15 protein-coding genes are annotated in these 14,858 nt (G+C 69.3%); 8 read left to right on the forward strand and 7 right to left on the reverse strand.

Annotation, left to right across the window (positions count from 1 at the left end):
- The first annotated feature begins 111 nt into the window (after positions 1–111).
- Genes hpnC through hpnE form a run of 3 tightly spaced genes read left to right on the forward strand, consistent with a single transcriptional unit; the run spans position 112 to position 3,147 of the window.
- Entirely contained in the window at positions 112–942 is an 831-nt protein-coding gene (hpnC, locus tag ACUDCK_RS18020) for a squalene synthase HpnC (RefSeq protein ID WP_064524709.1), read from the forward strand.
- Between the two features lie 19 nt (positions 943–961).
- On the forward strand, positions 962–1,825 hold the full coding sequence (gene hpnD, locus ACUDCK_RS18025) for a presqualene diphosphate synthase HpnD (protein ID WP_006384298.1): 864 nt from the start codon (positions 962–964) through the stop codon (positions 1,823–1,825).
- Positions 1,822–3,147, forward strand: a complete 1,326-nt coding sequence (hpnE, locus tag ACUDCK_RS18030; RefSeq protein WP_175166718.1) for a hydroxysqualene dehydroxylase HpnE — start codon at positions 1,822–1,824, stop codon at positions 3,145–3,147. Before hpnD ends, hpnE begins: the two co-directional genes overlap by 4 nt.
- Positions 3,148–3,207: 60 nt before the next feature.
- Here the strand turns inward: hpnE and ACUDCK_RS18035 are convergent, their stop codons facing one another.
- The 4 genes from ACUDCK_RS18035 to ACUDCK_RS18050 all read right to left on the reverse strand — a co-directional run bounded on the left by ACUDCK_RS18035 (position 3,208) and on the right by ACUDCK_RS18050 (position 6,747).
- Entirely contained in the window at positions 3,208–3,600 is a 393-nt protein-coding gene (locus ACUDCK_RS18035; protein ID WP_064528463.1) for a CrcB family protein, read from the reverse strand.
- Between the two features lie 4 nt (positions 3,601–3,604).
- Complete coding sequence (locus tag ACUDCK_RS18040; RefSeq protein ID WP_049073064.1) at positions 3,605–4,159, reverse strand: HdeD family acid-resistance protein; 555 nt, start codon at positions 4,157–4,159, stop codon at positions 3,605–3,607.
- A 127-nt stretch (positions 4,160–4,286) separates the two neighbouring features.
- Positions 4,287–5,246 carry a tripartite tricarboxylate transporter substrate binding protein BugE gene (locus ACUDCK_RS18045; RefSeq protein ID WP_054502048.1) on the reverse strand — a complete coding sequence of 320 codons (960 nt, stop codon included), beginning with the start codon at positions 5,244–5,246 and terminating at the stop codon, positions 4,287–4,289.
- A gap of 34 nt (positions 5,247–5,280) precedes the next feature.
- Complete coding sequence (locus ACUDCK_RS18050; RefSeq protein ID WP_064528459.1) at positions 5,281–6,747, reverse strand: N-acyl-D-glutamate deacylase; 1,467 nt, start codon at positions 6,745–6,747, stop codon at positions 5,281–5,283.
- A 148-nt stretch (positions 6,748–6,895) separates the two neighbouring features.
- On the opposite strand from ACUDCK_RS18050, the gene ACUDCK_RS18055 reads away from it, so the two are divergent.
- Positions 6,896–7,864 (forward strand): LysR family transcriptional regulator, encoded by a 969-nt coding sequence (locus tag ACUDCK_RS18055; RefSeq protein WP_175166717.1) that lies wholly within the window; start codon positions 6,896–6,898, stop codon positions 7,862–7,864.
- A 66-nt stretch (positions 7,865–7,930) separates the two neighbouring features.
- Here ACUDCK_RS18055 and ACUDCK_RS18060 read toward each other — a convergent pair whose 3' ends face one another.
- Genes ACUDCK_RS18060 through ACUDCK_RS18070 form a run of 3 tightly spaced genes read right to left on the reverse strand, consistent with a single transcriptional unit; the run spans position 7,931 to position 10,482 of the window.
- Positions 7,931–8,374, reverse strand: coding sequence for an SRPBCC family protein (locus ACUDCK_RS18060; RefSeq protein WP_064528455.1), 444 nt, complete (start codon positions 8,372–8,374; stop codon positions 7,931–7,933).
- A gap of 54 nt (positions 8,375–8,428) precedes the next feature.
- Complete coding sequence (locus tag ACUDCK_RS18065) at positions 8,429–9,259, reverse strand: phosphoenolpyruvate hydrolase family protein (RefSeq protein WP_026384442.1); 831 nt, start codon at positions 9,257–9,259, stop codon at positions 8,429–8,431.
- An 11-nt stretch (positions 9,260–9,270) separates the two neighbouring features.
- Positions 9,271–10,482 (reverse strand): Tm-1-like ATP-binding domain-containing protein, encoded by a 1,212-nt coding sequence (locus ACUDCK_RS18070; RefSeq protein ID WP_054502045.1) that lies wholly within the window; start codon positions 10,480–10,482, stop codon positions 9,271–9,273.
- Positions 10,483–10,642: 160 nt separating this feature from the next.
- Between ACUDCK_RS18070 and ACUDCK_RS18075 the strand changes: the two genes are divergently transcribed.
- The 4 genes from ACUDCK_RS18075 (at position 10,643) to ACUDCK_RS18090 (ending at position 14,822) form a co-directional block, all read left to right on the forward strand.
- Positions 10,643–11,290, forward strand: coding sequence for a TetR/AcrR family transcriptional regulator (locus tag ACUDCK_RS18075; RefSeq protein WP_064528465.1), 648 nt, complete (start codon positions 10,643–10,645; stop codon positions 11,288–11,290).
- Between the two features lie 94 nt (positions 11,291–11,384).
- Entirely contained in the window at positions 11,385–13,022 is a 1,638-nt protein-coding gene (locus tag ACUDCK_RS18080) for an S-layer protein (RefSeq protein WP_175166716.1), read from the forward strand.
- A 172-nt stretch (positions 13,023–13,194) separates the two neighbouring features.
- A complete protein-coding gene (locus tag ACUDCK_RS18085) occupies positions 13,195–14,385 on the forward strand; it encodes an NAD(P)/FAD-dependent oxidoreductase (protein WP_175166715.1) in 1,191 nt (396 codons plus the stop codon).
- Positions 14,382–14,822: a DUF1641 domain-containing protein gene (locus tag ACUDCK_RS18090; RefSeq protein ID WP_082401896.1), complete on the forward strand. Its 441-nt coding sequence runs from the start codon at positions 14,382–14,384 to the stop codon at positions 14,820–14,822. The genes ACUDCK_RS18085 and ACUDCK_RS18090 overlap by 4 nt, the downstream gene beginning before the upstream one ends.
- Positions 14,823–14,858 lie beyond the last annotated feature (36 nt).

Raw genomic sequence — 14,858 nt, forward strand, 5'->3', positions numbered from 1 at the left:
GTCTAACTGATCGGCGTGTCGGCGGCGCGGGGCCGCGGCGCCGCACGTACTCTAAAATGACCGGGATCCGGCCCGCGCGGCCAGACCGCAGTCAGAAAGCAGGACCAGACCATGCCCATCGATCACTACGAGAATTTTCCCGTCGCCTCGCTGCTGCTGCCGCGCAGGCTGCGCGGCGCCGTGACCGATCTGTACCGGTTTGCCCGGGCGGCGGACGACATCGCCGACGAAGGCAGCGCCAGCGACGACGAGCGGCTGGCCCAACTGGCGGCCTTCCGCGCCGAACTGCACCGCATCGGCGCCGAACCGGGCGCCGTGCCCGCGCCCGGCGCGCCTCAACTGGCCGGCATTTTCGTGCCGCTGGCGGCCACCATCGCCCGCCACCAGTTGCCCATCACGCCGTTCTACGACCTGCTGTCGGCCTTCGAACAGGACATCAGCGTCAAGCGCTACGAGGACTACGCCACGCTGGCCGATTACTGCACCCGCTCGGCCAATCCGGTCGGGCGGCTGATGCTGCATCTGTTCGATGCCGCCGAACCCCACAACGTGGAGCAGTCGGACGCCATCTGCACCGGGCTGCAACTGGTGAACTTCTGGCAGGACGTGCGGGTCGACTGGCACAAGCACCGCGTCTACCTGCCGCAGGAAGACCTGGACCGCTTCGGCGTCTCGGAAGAGGACCTGGCGGCCTGCCGCCTGACGCCGGGCTGGCGCGCGCTGATGGCATTCCAGGTGGAACGCACCCGCGCGCTGCTACACTTCGGCGCTCCGCTGGCGCGCCGCCTGCCGGGCCGAATCGGCCTGGAACTGCGCCTGGTGGTGCAAGGCGGGCTGCGCGTGCTGGAGCGGATCGAGGCGAGCGGCTACGATGTATTCATGAACCGACCCGAATTGGGCGCCAAGGACTGGGCCATCATGCTCTGGCGCTCCATCAAGTAAGCAAACGGCCCTGCCAACTATGACCCCTGACGAGTACTGCCAGGAGAAAGCCGCCAAAAGCGGTTCCAGCTTCTACTATTCCTTCCTGTTCCTGCCGCCCGAGCGGCGGCGCGCCATCACGGCGCTGTACGCCTATTGCCGCGAAGTCGACGACGTGGTCGACGAATGCACCGACCCGTCGCTGGCGCGCATCAAGCTGGCCTGGTGGCGCACGCAGGTCGACCAGATGTTCGACGGCAAGCCCGACCATCCCGTGACCCGCGCGCTGCAGCCGCACCTGCAGAGCTGTTCGATCACCCGCGAGCGCCTGCTGGCCGTGGTCGACGGCATGGAAATGGACCTGGACCAGACCCGCTACCTGGACTGGCCCGGCCTGCGCAAGTATTGCTGGCATGCCGCCGGCGTGGTCGGCGAACTGTCGGCCGGCGTCTTCGGCTACACCGATCCGGCCACGCTGGTGTACGCCGAGAAGCTCGGCCTGGCGTTCCAGATGACCAACATCATCCGCGACGTGGGCGACGACGCCCGCCGCGGCCGCATCTACATCCCGGTCAACGACATGCAGCAGTTCGAGGTCAAGGCCTCGGACATCCTGAATGGCGAGTATTCCGAACGCTTCTCGGCCCTGATGAAGTTCCAGGCCGAGCGCGCGCGCGAGTTGTACCGCGAGGCGATGCGCAGCCTGCCCGAAGCCGATCGGCGCGCGCAGCGTCCCGGCCTGATGATGGCGGCGATCTATCACGCGCTGCTCGACGAGATCGAGCGCGACAACTGGCAGGTGCTGCATCAGCGCATCTCGCTGACGCCGCTGCGCAAGCTGTGGCTGGCGTGGAAGACCTGGGTAGGCGGCGGGCGCGGACTGGTCCGCCGGTTGGCACGGTGAAGGCGGCGGTCATCGGCGCCGGCTGGGCGGGCCTGGCGGCCAGCGTCGCCCTGCGCGAAGCCGGCGCCAAGGTCACCGTGTTCGAAGCCGGCCACACGCCCGGCGGCCGCGCCCGGCGCGTGTTCCACGATGGCTTCGAATCGCCGCTGGACAACGGCCAGCACCTGCTGTCAGGCGCCTACACGCACACGCTGGCGCTGATGCGCCGGGTGGGCCGCAACCCCGATGCCCTGTTGATGCGCCGATCGCTGCGGCTGGCGAGCCTGGACGGCCGCTTCCGGCTGTCGGCGCCGCGCCTGCCCGCGCCGCTGCACATGGCGGTGGCGATCCTGGGCGCGCGCGGCCTGTCGTGGGCCGACCGCTTTGCCACGCTGCGCCTGATGCGCGGCCTGCGAGCCATGTCCTGGACGCCGCCGCGCGACTGGACCGTGCTGCAGCTCCTGCACTATCACGCGCAGTCCGACGCCCTGATCCGCCAGGTCTGGGAACCGCTGTGCCTGGCCGCGCTGAATACCCCCGTGGCCAGCGCCAGCGCCGGGTTGTTCGCCCGCGTGCTGCGCGACAGCCTGGCCGGCCGCCGCGAAGACAGCGACCTGCTGCTGCCCTGCACCGACCTGTCGGCGCTGTGGCCGGATGCCGCCGCGCGCCAGGTCACCATGCGCTACGGCAGCACGGTGCGCCAGTTGCGTCCGGCGGAGGACGGCATCGACATCAATCAGGAACGCTTCGACGCCGCCGTGCTGGCGGTGCCGCCGGCGTTCGCCGCGCGCCTGCTGGACGCGCCGCTGCGGGCGGCCGGCGCCACCGGGCTGTTGGACGCGCTGCGCGCCTTCGACTATCTGCCGATCGCCACGCTCAACCTGCGGCTGGCCGGCCCCTGGCGCCTGCCCGAGCCCATGATGATGCTGCGCGAAGAGCCGGCCCGTGGCCACGTCGGCCAATGGCTGTTCGACCGCGCGCAACTGGCCGGCGATGCCCTGGCCGGCGAACTGGCGGTGGTGGCGAGCGCCGCCACCAGCCTGGCCGACCGCAACCGCCAGCAGGCCATCGAGGCCCTGATCGATCAGGTGGCCGAACAGGCCGCCGCCCATCCGCAGCGGCTGCCGCCGATGCCGGAAGTCGCGGCGGCGGAATTGTTCATCGAAAAACGCGCCACCTTCGCGGCGGTGCCGGGCCTGACGCGGCCCTTGAACAGCACGCCGTGGCCGACGCTGGCGCTGGCCGGCGACTGGACCGATACCGGCTATCCCGGCGTGCTGGAAGGCGCGGTGCGCAGCGGCCTGGAAGCGGCGCGGGTGCTGAATCCGCGGGCCGGCGACTGAAGCGTCGCCAAGGCGCCACGCAACCGCATGGCGGCCGGGCGCCGCCGCAACGCGGGCGCCTCAGCGCAACAGGCTGGCCGTTGCCAGGCCCAACCCCGTCAGCAGCAGGGATCCGAGCAAACTGAAGCCGGCGTAGCCGAGCGCGCCGCCGTACGCGCCGCGCTCGAGCATCGCCACGGTTTCGGCCGAGAAAGTCGAGAAGGTGGTCAGACCGCCCATGAAGCCGGTGATGGCCCCCAGCCGCACCCAGGCGGGCCATTCGGGATGGCCCGCCACCAGCGCCAGCACCAGCCCCACCAGATAGCCCCCGGCCAGGTTGACCGCGAGCGTGCCCCAGGGCCACGACTCGGTGTTGAGCCACAGGCTGACGAGCCAGCGGGCCCAGGCGCCGAACATGGCGCCCAGGCCCACGGCCAGGAAGTTCAGGGGAATCAGGGTCTGGTAGGCGGACATGGACTCAGGGCGCGCGGTGCTGCTTGAGGCGCAAGGAAAAGACCAGCAGCAGTATGCCAAAGAACACGGCATAGATACCGATGACCCACACCAGCGCCAGCGCGCCGGCCCCCGGCTGCATCACCAGCATCGCGCCGAACAGGACCGACACCAATCCGGACAGCCCCAGGAACCATTCGTTGCGGATTTCCTTGCGGAAACGGATCGCGGCAATGATCTGGAACACGCCGGCCACCAGCGCCCAGATGGCGATAATGTAGAGCAGGATCAGCGCCGTCAGCCCCGGCCACAGGAAAGTGACGATGCCGGCCGCCACGCCCAGCAGGCCGACGATGATCAATGCCCACAGCGGCTTGCCGTGGTCGCGGATGCGGATGCCGGCGATCAGCGCCAGCACGCCATCGGCCAGCGCGAACGCGCCCCACACCAGCACCAGCGCCGACAAGGTGATCGCCGGCATGAACACGGCCATCAGGCCGAACAGAATGGCGACGACGCCGCGCAACGCCACCCAACCCCAATGACGACCGATCTGATCCACGACTTGCGATTCAAGCATGACGACCTCCGGTAACACGTAACGGGTGACCTATCTTATTTGAATTTCCCCGCCCGTGGACCGCCTGGCCGCCGTGACCCGGCTGGCCGGAAAGACCGTGCCAGCCGGAGACGGGCGGCTCCCCGCCTTACTGCAGCTTGATCTGCGCGCGCTCGATCACCGATTTCCACCGGTCGCGCTCGGCGCGGATCTGCTCACCGAACTCGGCCGGTGAATTGCCCAGCGGGAAGGCGCCCGTCTCTTCCATCTTGGCGGCGGTGGCGGGGTCGCGCACCGCCTTCGCGAAGGCCTGCGCCAGCTTGTCGCGCACGTCGGCCGGCATGCCCGCCGGCCCCACCACGCCGTACCAGGCCGTGACGTCGTAGTCCTTGTAGCCCTGCTCCGCGAAGGTCGGCACGTCCGGCAGGCGCGGATTGCGCGCGGTCCCGGTGATGGCCAGCGCGCGCAGGTGGTTGCTCTTGATGTAGGGCAGCGACGACGGGAAGTTGTCGAAGATCACGGGCACCACGCCGCCCACCGTGTCGGTCAGGGCCGGCGCCGAGCCGCGGTACGAGATGCTGTTCATCTTGCCGCCGGTGATCTGCAGGAACCAGATCATGCCCAGGTCGTTGACACCGCCGGCGCCTGCGTTGGCGTAGCCGTCCTTGCCGGGATTGGCGCGCACGTGCGACACGAATTCCGCCAGCGTCCTGGCCGGATACTGCGGGTTGACGCTGAGGATGTTGGGGCTGGTCACCAGGTTGCTGATGGGCGTGAAGTCCTTGACCGGGTCATAGGCCAGCTTGGGGAACAGGTGCGGCGCGGTGCCGTGGGTGCTGACGGTCGCCAGCCCCACCGTGTAGCCATCGGGCTTGGCGCGCGCGGTGGCGGCCATGCCGATGGTGCCGGAGGCGCCGGTGCGGTTCTCCACCACGACCTGTTGCCCCAGGATCTCGCCCGCCTTGGCCGCGGCCAGCCGGCCGACGATGTCGGTGGGGCCGCCGGCCGGGAACGGCACGATCAGGGTGATGGGGCGGTCGGGGAATTCGGCGTGGGCGGCCGGCAACAGGGCGGCCAGCGCCAGGGCGACGCAAGTCTTGCGGATCATCGGGATTGTCTCCTGTGGGGATCGGTTCTGCTTGTTATCGGGAAAGAACGGGCGCGGCGGCGATGCTGGCGTCGCGGCGCAATATCCTGCCGGGACGATGCGTGCCGGGCGCCGCCGGGAACACGGCGCAGCCGTTGACCAGCACGTGCTCGATGCCGGCCGAGGCCAGCGTCGGCGCGTCCCAGGTGGCGCGGTCGCACACCGTATCGGCGTCGAACACCACCACGTCGGCCCAGGCGCCCACGGTCAGCCGGCCGCGATCGGCCAGGCCGAACACGCGGGCCGGCAGCGCGGTCATCTTGGCCACGGCGGCCTCCAGCGTCAGCAGCTCGGCCTCGCGCACGTAGCGTCCCAGCACGCGCGTGAAACTGCCCCACAGGCGGGGGTGCGGATGGGCGTCGTTGGGCAGGCCGTCGGAGCCCACCATGCAGCATTCGTGCTGGAAGATGCGGCGCACTTCGTTTTCGTCCATGGCGAAGTAGATCGCGCCCGCCGGGCACAGGCGGCGCGCCGCCGTGACCGGATCGCAGCCCCAGCGCGCGGCGATCTCGGCCAGCGACTGGCCGCCGCATTCGGGATGCGGCGTCGACCAGGTGATGCGGATGTCGTCGATCTGGTCGGCGCGCTCCGGAATCAGGATGGTGGAGCTGCCAGGATACGGATAGATGTCCAGCGCCACATCGACGCCGGCGGCGCGGGCACGGTCGATGTTGGCCAGCGTGGCGGCGCTCTTGCCCCAGTTGGCCGGCATCATGCATTTGTGGTGCGACAGCACCGTGGCGCAGCCGGTGCGGCGACCGATGCCCAGCACCTCGTCGACGGCGGCCTCGACCGCGTCGCCCTCGTTGCGGATGTGGCTGGTGTGCAGCGCGCCGTGCGAGGCCGCGACGCGCGCCAGGCCGTCGAGTTCGGCTTCCTCGGCGACGCCGCCGGGCTGGTAGGCCAGGCCCGTGCTGAACCCCACCGCACCAGCCTCCAACGCGTCGGCCAGCATGCGCTCCATCGCCCGCTGCTCCTCGGCGCTGGGCTGTGCCGCCGGATCAAGCATCGCGGCCAGGCGCAGGTTGGCGTGGCCCACCAGGGCGGCCACGTTGATCATCGGCCGCTGTTCCTGCAGCGCGCCGAAATACGCGGCCATGTCCGCGAACAGCGGCGAATCGCCCAGCAGCGCCAGCGCAGCGGCGGTGTTGCCCGGCAGCGGCGCGGGCGCGCCGCTGATGCCGCAGTTGCCAACCACCACCGAGGTGATGCCCTGGCTGGTCTTCCATTCCAGGCCCGGCCTTTCCACGAACATCAGGTCGTCGTGACCGTGGGTGTCGATGAATCCGGGCGCGACGATCCTGCCGGCGACATCGAGGCGTCGCGCGGCCGGGGTGGCCGACAGATCGCCAATGGCGGCGATGCGCTCGCCACGGATGCCGACGTCGGCGCGGCGGCGCGCGGCGCCCGTCCCGTCGATCACCCAGCCGCCTTCGATAACCAGATCCAGTTCTTCCTGCATGCCACTTCCGTCTCGATAGGGCCGGCATCGAGGCCGGCCGCTTGCGGGCCGTCCACCGACGGCTCCGATGCTTGATGAAGCCCCTAGTATCGTCCGCCCGATCAATCTGGAAAAATTGTTTTTATTGATCCATCCATCGTGATTTGAAATGAATCGCCTGCCCAAGCACGTCACCCTCAAGCATCTGACCGCGTTCGTCGCGGTGGCGCAGGAATCCAGCTTCACGCATGCCGGCAAGCGCCTGTTCCAGACCCAGTCGTCGGTGACCAGCCTGGTGCGCCAGTTGGAAGAGGCGCTGGCCACGCGCCTGTTCGCGCGCACCAGCCGGCGCGTGCTGCTGACGGCGGCGGGCGAGGAGTTCCTGCCGCGCGTGATGCGCCTGCTGGCCGATTTCGATGGCGCGATCGAGGACGTGGTGCGCTTCGGCGCGCTGGAACGCGGCCGCGTCGGCGTGGCGGCCGCGCCCTCGGCCATCACCGAGCTGATCGCGCCGGCGGCGGCGCTGTTCGCGGCGCAATATCCCGCCATCCGCCTCTATCTGAGCGACGACAACTCCGGCCGCATCCAGCGCAAGGTGGCCGCGCGCGAAGTCGATTTCGGCCTGACCAGCCGTTGGGCCGATGCGCCCGGCCTGCAATTCGACGCGCTATTGGAAGACCGCTTCGGCGTGCTGTACCGGCGCGACGACGCCAGCCTGCGCCCGGGCCGCGACGGCGCCATGCGCTGGTCCGACCTGGCGGGCCGCAAGCTGGTGGGGGTGGTGGACGAGACCGGCATCATGGCGCTGCTGCGGGCCCGCGCGGACCTGCCGATCGAAGCCGCCGCGCCCTTCTACGAGGCCTCCAGCACCACTTCCCAGGCAGCGTTGGTGAAGGCCGGCATGGGCGTGGCGCTGCTGCCCGCGCTGGCGGCGCAGCGGGTGCTGGAACCGGGATTGGCGTTCGCGCTGCTGGCGCGGCCGACGGTGGTGCGCACGCTGTGCATCATCCGCCACAAGGAACATGCGCTGAGCCCGGCGGCCGAGGCGCTGATCCGCGCCATCCGCGACTACCTGCGCAGCGCGGCGCTGCCGGCCGGCTGCAAGCTGTCGGCGGGCGCGACGCGCCGGCGCGCCTGACGCATCGCATCGCCACGGCAACGCCAGCGGGGCATGCGCCCGCCCCGCCGCGACGATACGCGCCGCTCAGGCGCGCAGCTTCGCGTCCAGGGCTGCCAGTCCCGCGGCGAACACGCCCTGGCCCACGGCGGTCGCCACCGCCTGCAGGTCGGCGTCCGCCTCGACCCGGAAATCGGCCCACCATTCCACCAGCGTCGTGCCGCTCTCGGTGATGGCGCGCAGGTTGATGCCGGCGACGTAGTCACGCATCGGCAGATCGGTCTCGATGATGGAATAGCGCAGCGCGGTGCCCGGGTCGTCCAGCATCAGCAACTGCTCGCGCACGAAGCCCGAAGGCTTGAGCGACAGGTAGCGCACCGAGCCGATGGCGTCGTGGCGGCCGCCCTCTTCCAGGCGGCTGTGCGCAATGCCGGGATGCCACTCCGCCAGGCCGTTGAAATCACGAAACAGCGGCCAGACCTTGGCCAGCGGCGCCTGGACGATGGCGCTGGTGTAGACGGTATGCGGCATACGGACTCCTGACGGGCGCGCGGCGCCCCGGCGGAAACGGAGGAAGGGGAAATTTCAGAACGTCAGTTGCTTGAACTCGCGGGTGGCGGCGGTCAGCGCCTGCTCGGTGGGCAGGCGCTCCATCGAGCTGGCGCCGTAGAAACCGTGGCAATGCTGGCAATGGCGCAGGATGTGGGCGGCGTCCTCGGGCGTGGCGATGGGGCCGCCGTGGCACAGCACGATCACGTCGGGACGCACGGCCAGGGCGGCCGCCGCGATGCGGTCGATGGCGGCGACGCAGTCATCCAGCGTCAGCGCGGTCTCGGCGCCGATCGAACCGCCGGTGGTCAGGCCCATATGCGCCACGATGATGTCGGCGCCGGCCTGCGTCATGGCCACGGCGTCGTCCTCGTTGAAGACGTACGGCGTGGTCAGCATGCCCTTTTCGTGCGCCAGGCGGATCATGTCCACCTCCAGCGCGTAGCCCATGCCGGTCTCTTCCAGGTTGGCGCGGAAGGTGCCGTCGATCAGGCCCACGGTGGGGAAGTTCTGCACGCCAGCGAAGCCCTGGCGCTTGAGGTCGTCCAGGAACACGTCGAAGTCGCAGAACGGATCGGTGCCGTTGACGCCGGCCAGCACCGGCGTGCGCTTGACCACGGGCAGCACTTCGCGGCCCATGTCGACCACGATCTCGTTGGCGTTGCCGTAGGCCAGCAGGCCGGCCAGCGAGCCGCGCCCGGCCATGCGATAGCGGCCCGAGTTGTAGATCACGATCAGGTCGATGCCGCCCGCTTCCTCGCACTTGGCGGACAGTCCGGTCCCGGCGCCGCCGCCCACGATGGGGGTGCGGTCGCGCACCATGGCGCGGAACTTGTCCAGCAGTTGGTTACGGTCAAAGCGCGGCATGGCGGCAATCCTCAATGTTTGGCGATGGCTAGGAACTGCTCGACCGCGGTGCGGGCGAACAGGGGGTCGTTGATGTGGCACGGCACGCGCACCAGGCGCCGGTCTGCGGTCTGCACCAGGCGCGACTCCAGCGCCTCGAACAGCGCGGCGTCGGCCTGCGGATCCCAGAACGCCTGGCCCGGCGCGTCCAGCGCCGAGACGCCGCCTTCCGGGATCAGGAAGCGCACGGGGCCGTCGCAGCGGTTCAGCCGGTCAGCGATCCATTCGCCCTGGCGGCGGTTCTCTTCCGCCGTGGTGCGCATCAGCGTCACCTGCGGGTTGTGGGGGTAGAAGGTGCGGCCGCGGTAGCGCTCGGGCACCGAATCCATGGCGCCGAAATTGACCATGTCGAGGGCGCCGCAGGAGCCCACGTAGGGCGCGCGCGTGCGGGCCACAGCGCCAAAGCGGTCCTCGGTGCAGGCCAGCACGCCGCCGAACAGGAAGTCGCAGACCTCGGTGGTGGTCAGGTCCAGCACGCCGGACAGCAGATGGCTGTCGAGCAGCTTTTCCATCGACTGGCCGCCGGTGCCGGTGGCGTGGAACACCAGGCAGTCATAGCGCGATTCGAGCAGCGGCGTGACCTGCTGCACGCAGGCGGTGGTGACGCCGAACATGGTGATGCCGACGGCGGGCCGGCTGTCATCGCCCGCGGCGCTGGCGGCCTGGCGGAAGGCGCCGCCGATGGCGCCGGCGGCATTGGCCAGCACGCGGCGCGAGATGCGGTTCAGGCCGGCCACGTCGGTCACGGAATACATCATGGCGATGTCCGACGGCCCGACATAGGGCGCGACGTTGCCCGACGCCATGGTCGAGACCATCAGCTTGGGCACGCCGATGGGCAGCGCGCGCATGGCCGGGGTGATCAATGCGGTGCCGCCGGAGCCGCCCAGGCCCAACAAGGCGCCGATGTCGGGGTTGGCGGCGGCATAGTGTTCGAATGCCAACGCCATGGCCGCGATGGCGGTGCCCCGGTCGCCCGTGAACACGGCCTGCTCGCCCTGCGGGTGGCTGCGCGCCACTTCCCGCGCCTGCACTTGCGCCGCGCTGGCCGCGCCGGTGGTGGACACGTCCACCGAGACCACGTCCAGGCCGTCGCGCTTGAGCAGCTCGACCACGTACTCGGCCTCGTGACCCTTGGTGTCGTAGGTGGCGGCCACGAAAACCCGCCGATTCGAATGCGTCATGACTCCTCCGCGGGCGGCTACACTCGGTGCGCGCCTCGATATATGTCCGGGGCTAGTGGCCCTGTAGAATCAAGAAATGAGACGAAAGAATCATACTGAGACACCTGTCTCACGTCAAACCGCGACCACGGCGCGCAAGCCGGCCGCCGCCCCGGCGCGCCTGATCGCGCCCGCCAGCCGCCAGGCGGCCGCCAGCGGCGAACCGCCGCACGGACCGCGCGCGCGCATGCGCAAGATCCTGCTGGACGCCGCGCAGCGCCTGATGGCGCAAGGCATCACCCCGTCGGTGGCCGAGCTGGCCGAGCACGCGCAGGTGTCGCGCGCCACCGCCTACCGCTACTTCCCGAGCCAGAGCGCGCTGATCGCCGCCGTGGTCGACGAGAGCCTCGGGCCGATCCTCGCCTGGGACTCGACCGCGCCCGACGCCGCCACCCGCGTCGACGAACTGCTGCGCTTCGCCTACCCGCGCCTGGCCGCCCACGAGGCGCCGCTGCGCGCGGCCATCCAGGTGTCGCTGCAGCAGCACGCCGAAGCCAGCGCCGGCCGCGCCGGCAATGAACCGCGGCTGGTGCGCGGCCATCGGGTCGACATCCTCAAGCGCGCCATCGCGCCGCTGGCGGACCTGCTGCCGCCGGCGCAACAGGAACGCGTGGCGCAGGCGCTGTCGCTGGTCTACGGCACCGAGGTGTTCCTGGTGCTCAAGGACATATGGGGCCTGGAATTGCCGGCCGTCACCGAGGTCGCCCGCTGGACTGCGCAGGCCATCATCCGCCAGGCGCTGGCCGACGCGACGCAAGCCGCCCGCTAACAGCAAGCTGTCATTCCCACGTCACTCGCGGCCCGCATAGTGCGGGCCTTCGCGGCGCCGCGCCGGTGCGGGCCGCATGACGCTGGAGTATGGAATGCAGTTCGAAGTAACCCGCCTGCGGCGGGCCCTGATGCCGTTGTCGCTGGCTTGCGTAACCTTGCTGAGCGCCTGCGGCGGCAGCGATGACGATGACGACGCGAGCGCGCCGCCGGTCGTGACCGAACCCACGCCGCCCGTGAAGACCGGCGCCTGGAGCGCGGGCGACCTGCACGTGCACACGATCCAGTCCGACGACGCCCAGACCACGCTGGAAAGCGTGCTGGACCAGGCCTTCGACCGCTACCAACTGGACTGGGCCGCGCTTTCGAACCACCTGCGCATGTCCGCGCGCGACAACACCGGCGCCAACATTCCCGGCGGCTCGATCCCGTTCTCGGCGGGCATGGCGCGCTATGAAGTGCCGTTCATCAAGCAGGCGCAGGCGGCGGGCCGCTACGCCGGCAAGATCATCTTCTCGTCGTTCGAGTGGGACATGCCCACGCACGACCACGTCAACATCGGCATCGGCACCAACGACCCGCTGTCCGACAGGTCGCTGCGCGCCGTGGCCGAATTCGAATACCTGTACACCAACAAGGCCGCCAACCTGTTCGACGCGCAACTGGTCGCCGACCTGGCCGGCCAGACGCGCGCGTACACCACGCACGCCGACTCGCTGACGGCCCTGAAGTGGCTGCGCGACAAGCACCCCGACAGCTACATGCTGTTGAACCACCCGTCGCGCTACGCCGGCAAGTACACCATCGGCCAGTTGCGCGAGATGCACGACCTGGCGCCGTCGATCTTCTTCGCCATCGAAGGCATGGTCGGCAACCAGATGGAGCCGGACCGCGGCGGCTATGCCGAGGCCTACACGGCCGACAAGCTGCCCAACCGCACCTACGGCGGCGTCGACTACCTGGTGGCCAAGCTCGGGGGCACCTGGGACGCGCTGCTGGGCGAGGGCCGCCACATCTGGACCGTGGCCGATTCGGACTTCCATTTCCGCATCAACGCCACCGGCCAGTACAGCAGCGGCTACGCGCCGGGCGAATACGCCAAGACCTACGTCTGGAAGGATGGCAAGGACATGGCGGCGGTGGTCGCGGGCCTGAAGAGCGGCCGCATGTTCGGCGTCTTCGGCGACCTGATCGACGCGCTCGAATTCCAGGCGCAGGGCGCCTCGGGCGCGGCACAGATGGGCGGCGAACTGACGGCGGCCAAGGGCGAGCAGGTGGAGGTCACCATCCGCTTTCGCAGCCCCGCCAGCAACCACTACGAGTATCCGATCGAAAGCGGCAACCCCACCTACGTCAAGCCGACCGTGCACCACGTCGACCTGATCGTGGGCGATATCGGCGCCCGCGCCGCCGCCGGCACGCCGGCATACGACAACGCCACCAATCCGAGCACCCGCGTGCTGGGCCGATATACCAGCAAGGACTGGACCGTGGACAAGGACGGCTACAACGTCATCAAGGTCAAGCTGACCGCCGACAAGAGCCAGTATCTGCGCCTGCGCGGCACCAACCTGGCGCCGGACGTGGCGGGCGAGACCGCCAACGGCGAACCGTTGCCAGACGCCAAGGTCGATCTGGCCGACAACGCGGCCCGCTTCAACGCCATCAACGCGCGCAATTACAACGACCTGTGGTTCTATTCGAACCCGGTGTTCGTCACCGTCAAACAGTAAGACGGCCTGCGCCGGCGCGGCATTTCGAGCCGCGCCGGCCCGATCCGAGACGCGACCGGCACGGATTCCCTTTTATAAGTCACAGTTATTTTGTTGACCGACCACCCCTCAATTGCTACATATGAGGGCGCAACTGCACTTGGTTCCTGATTATTCTCATCGGAGGATTTTTATGAGCAAGCGAATTGTTGTCGTGGGAGGCGGGGTCGGCGGCACCATGCTGGCCAACCAACTGGTCCACAAGCTGTACCCCGAAGTGGCGGCCGGCAAGGTCAGCATCATGTTGCTGTCCGATTCGCCGGATCATTACTACAAGCCGGCCTTCATGTACGTGGCGTTCAACCTGTTTTTCCAGGAAGAACTCAAGCGTCCCGAACGTTCCCTGCTGCGGCCCGAGATCGATTTCCGCGTCGACAAGGTGACGCGCTTCGATTTCGATGCCCAGCAACTGCACACCCGCGGCGGCAAGCGCCACGGCTACGACTATCTCGTGATCGCCACCGGCTGCGTGCCCGCGCCGGAGCGCATCGAAGGGCTGCGCGAAGCGGGCGACCATTTCTACCAGTACGAGCCGGCGCGGCAACTGGCCAGCCGCCTCTCCACGATCGAACGCGGCCGCGTGTTCGTCAGCGTCACCTTTCCCAAGACACCGAACGTGCCGCACCAGTGCGGCATCGCGCCGATCGAGACCACGCTGATGCTGGACGACTACCTGCGCCGACGCGGCGTGCGCGACCGTGTGGAGATCATCTACACCTACCCCACCACCTCGCAACTGCTGCGCAACTGCCTGTTCCTGCAAAAGCCCACCTGCGAGGTGCTGCCGGCCATCTTCGAGCAACGCGGCATCCGGTTCCAGCGCGGCTTCACGCTGGCGAAGGTGGACCCCGATCGCCGCATTGCCTACTCGGAGGAAGGCGTCGAGCAGCCGTTCGACATCCTCATGGCCACGCCGCCGATCCGCGCGGTCGACGCGGTGCTGGAATCGGGCGCTTCGCAGGCGCCCGACAACGAGGGCTGGCTGCCCACCGATCACGAAACCATGCAGGTCTATGGCCTGCGCAATGTGTACGTGATCGGCGACACCGTGGACCTGCCGGTGAGCAAGGCAGGCGGCTCGTGCCACAACCAGGCGCCCGTCATCGCCAACAACATCGCCGGCGAGATCCGGCTGGGCCATCCCTGCAGCGCCTACGACGGCCGCGTCCAGGCCGTGGCGCAGATGGGCCTGAACGCGGGCATGCCGCTCTGGTACGACTACACCCACGACGTGCGGCCGACGCCGCCGACCAAGCTGGGCGGACTGCTGCGGCATGGTTTCAACCGGGGCCTGTACTGGTCCGTCGCCAGGGGAATGCTATGAACGCACCGCACGACAACAGCCTGTCCAACGCCGGCCAATGCGACACCCTGCTCGCTGCGCCACCCGCGGCGGCCGGCAACGATGCGCTGGCGCAGCTCGCCGGCAAGCTGCAACCGCTGGCCGACAGCGGCCGGCTGGACAATCTGGTCGACCTGCTGGCGCTGGCGTCCGACCTGGTCGACCTGCTCGATGCCCCCATGGTGGAAAAGCTGGGCGCGCTGTCGGAGCAGGCCACGGGCGCGGCCTGGACCCTGTCCAACGCCTGGCGCGCGGCCCATGCGCAAGGGTTGCAAGAGGCGCGCCCGCCGGGCCTGGGCGGACTGTTCCAGCTCTCGCGCGACGAGGACACGCGGCGCGGGCTGGCGCTGGTGCTGCGGACGCTGCAAGGCCTGGGCCGTCAGGTGGGCGATCAACGGCGGGACTACGCCCCTTCCTGATGCCGTTGGCGGGGTCGCCCGCGCGGCCCCCGTTGT

The organism is Achromobacter sp. CF-sbj1-Ac2-l, from assembly GCF_052698165.1.

What these genes read in the sequence shown, in the direction of transcription:
- hpnC (WP_064524709.1), top strand. Translation starts at nt 112, where the DNA reads ATGCCCATCGATCACTACGAGAATTTTCCCGTCGCCTCGCTGCTGCTG.
- hpnD (WP_006384298.1), top strand. Translation starts at nt 962, where the DNA reads ATGACCCCTGACGAGTACTGCCAGGAGAAAGCCGCCAAAAGCGGTTCC.
- ACUDCK_RS18035 (WP_064528463.1), bottom strand. Translation starts at nt 3,600, where the DNA reads ATGTCCGCCTACCAGACCCTGATTCCCCTGAACTTCCTGGCCGTGGGC.
- ACUDCK_RS18040 (WP_049073064.1), bottom strand. Translation starts at nt 4,159, where the DNA reads ATGCTTGAATCGCAAGTCGTGGATCAGATCGGTCGTCATTGGGGTTGG.
- ACUDCK_RS18045 (WP_054502048.1), bottom strand. Translation starts at nt 5,246, where the DNA reads ATGATCCGCAAGACTTGCGTCGCCCTGGCGCTGGCCGCCCTGTTGCCG.
- ACUDCK_RS18050 (WP_064528459.1), bottom strand. Translation starts at nt 6,747, where the DNA reads ATGCAGGAAGAACTGGATCTGGTTATCGAAGGCGGCTGGGTGATCGAC.
- ACUDCK_RS18055 (WP_175166717.1), top strand. Translation starts at nt 6,896, where the DNA reads ATGAATCGCCTGCCCAAGCACGTCACCCTCAAGCATCTGACCGCGTTC.
- ACUDCK_RS18060 (WP_064528455.1), bottom strand. Translation starts at nt 8,374, where the DNA reads ATGCCGCATACCGTCTACACCAGCGCCATCGTCCAGGCGCCGCTGGCC.
- ACUDCK_RS18065 (WP_026384442.1), bottom strand. Translation starts at nt 9,259, where the DNA reads ATGCCGCGCTTTGACCGTAACCAACTGCTGGACAAGTTCCGCGCCATG.
- ACUDCK_RS18070 (WP_054502045.1), bottom strand. Translation starts at nt 10,482, where the DNA reads ATGACGCATTCGAATCGGCGGGTTTTCGTGGCCGCCACCTACGACACC.
- ACUDCK_RS18080 (WP_175166716.1), top strand. Translation starts at nt 11,385, where the DNA reads ATGCAGTTCGAAGTAACCCGCCTGCGGCGGGCCCTGATGCCGTTGTCG.
- ACUDCK_RS18085 (WP_175166715.1), top strand. Translation starts at nt 13,195, where the DNA reads ATGAGCAAGCGAATTGTTGTCGTGGGAGGCGGGGTCGGCGGCACCATG.
- ACUDCK_RS18090 (WP_082401896.1), top strand. Translation starts at nt 14,382, where the DNA reads ATGAACGCACCGCACGACAACAGCCTGTCCAACGCCGGCCAATGCGAC.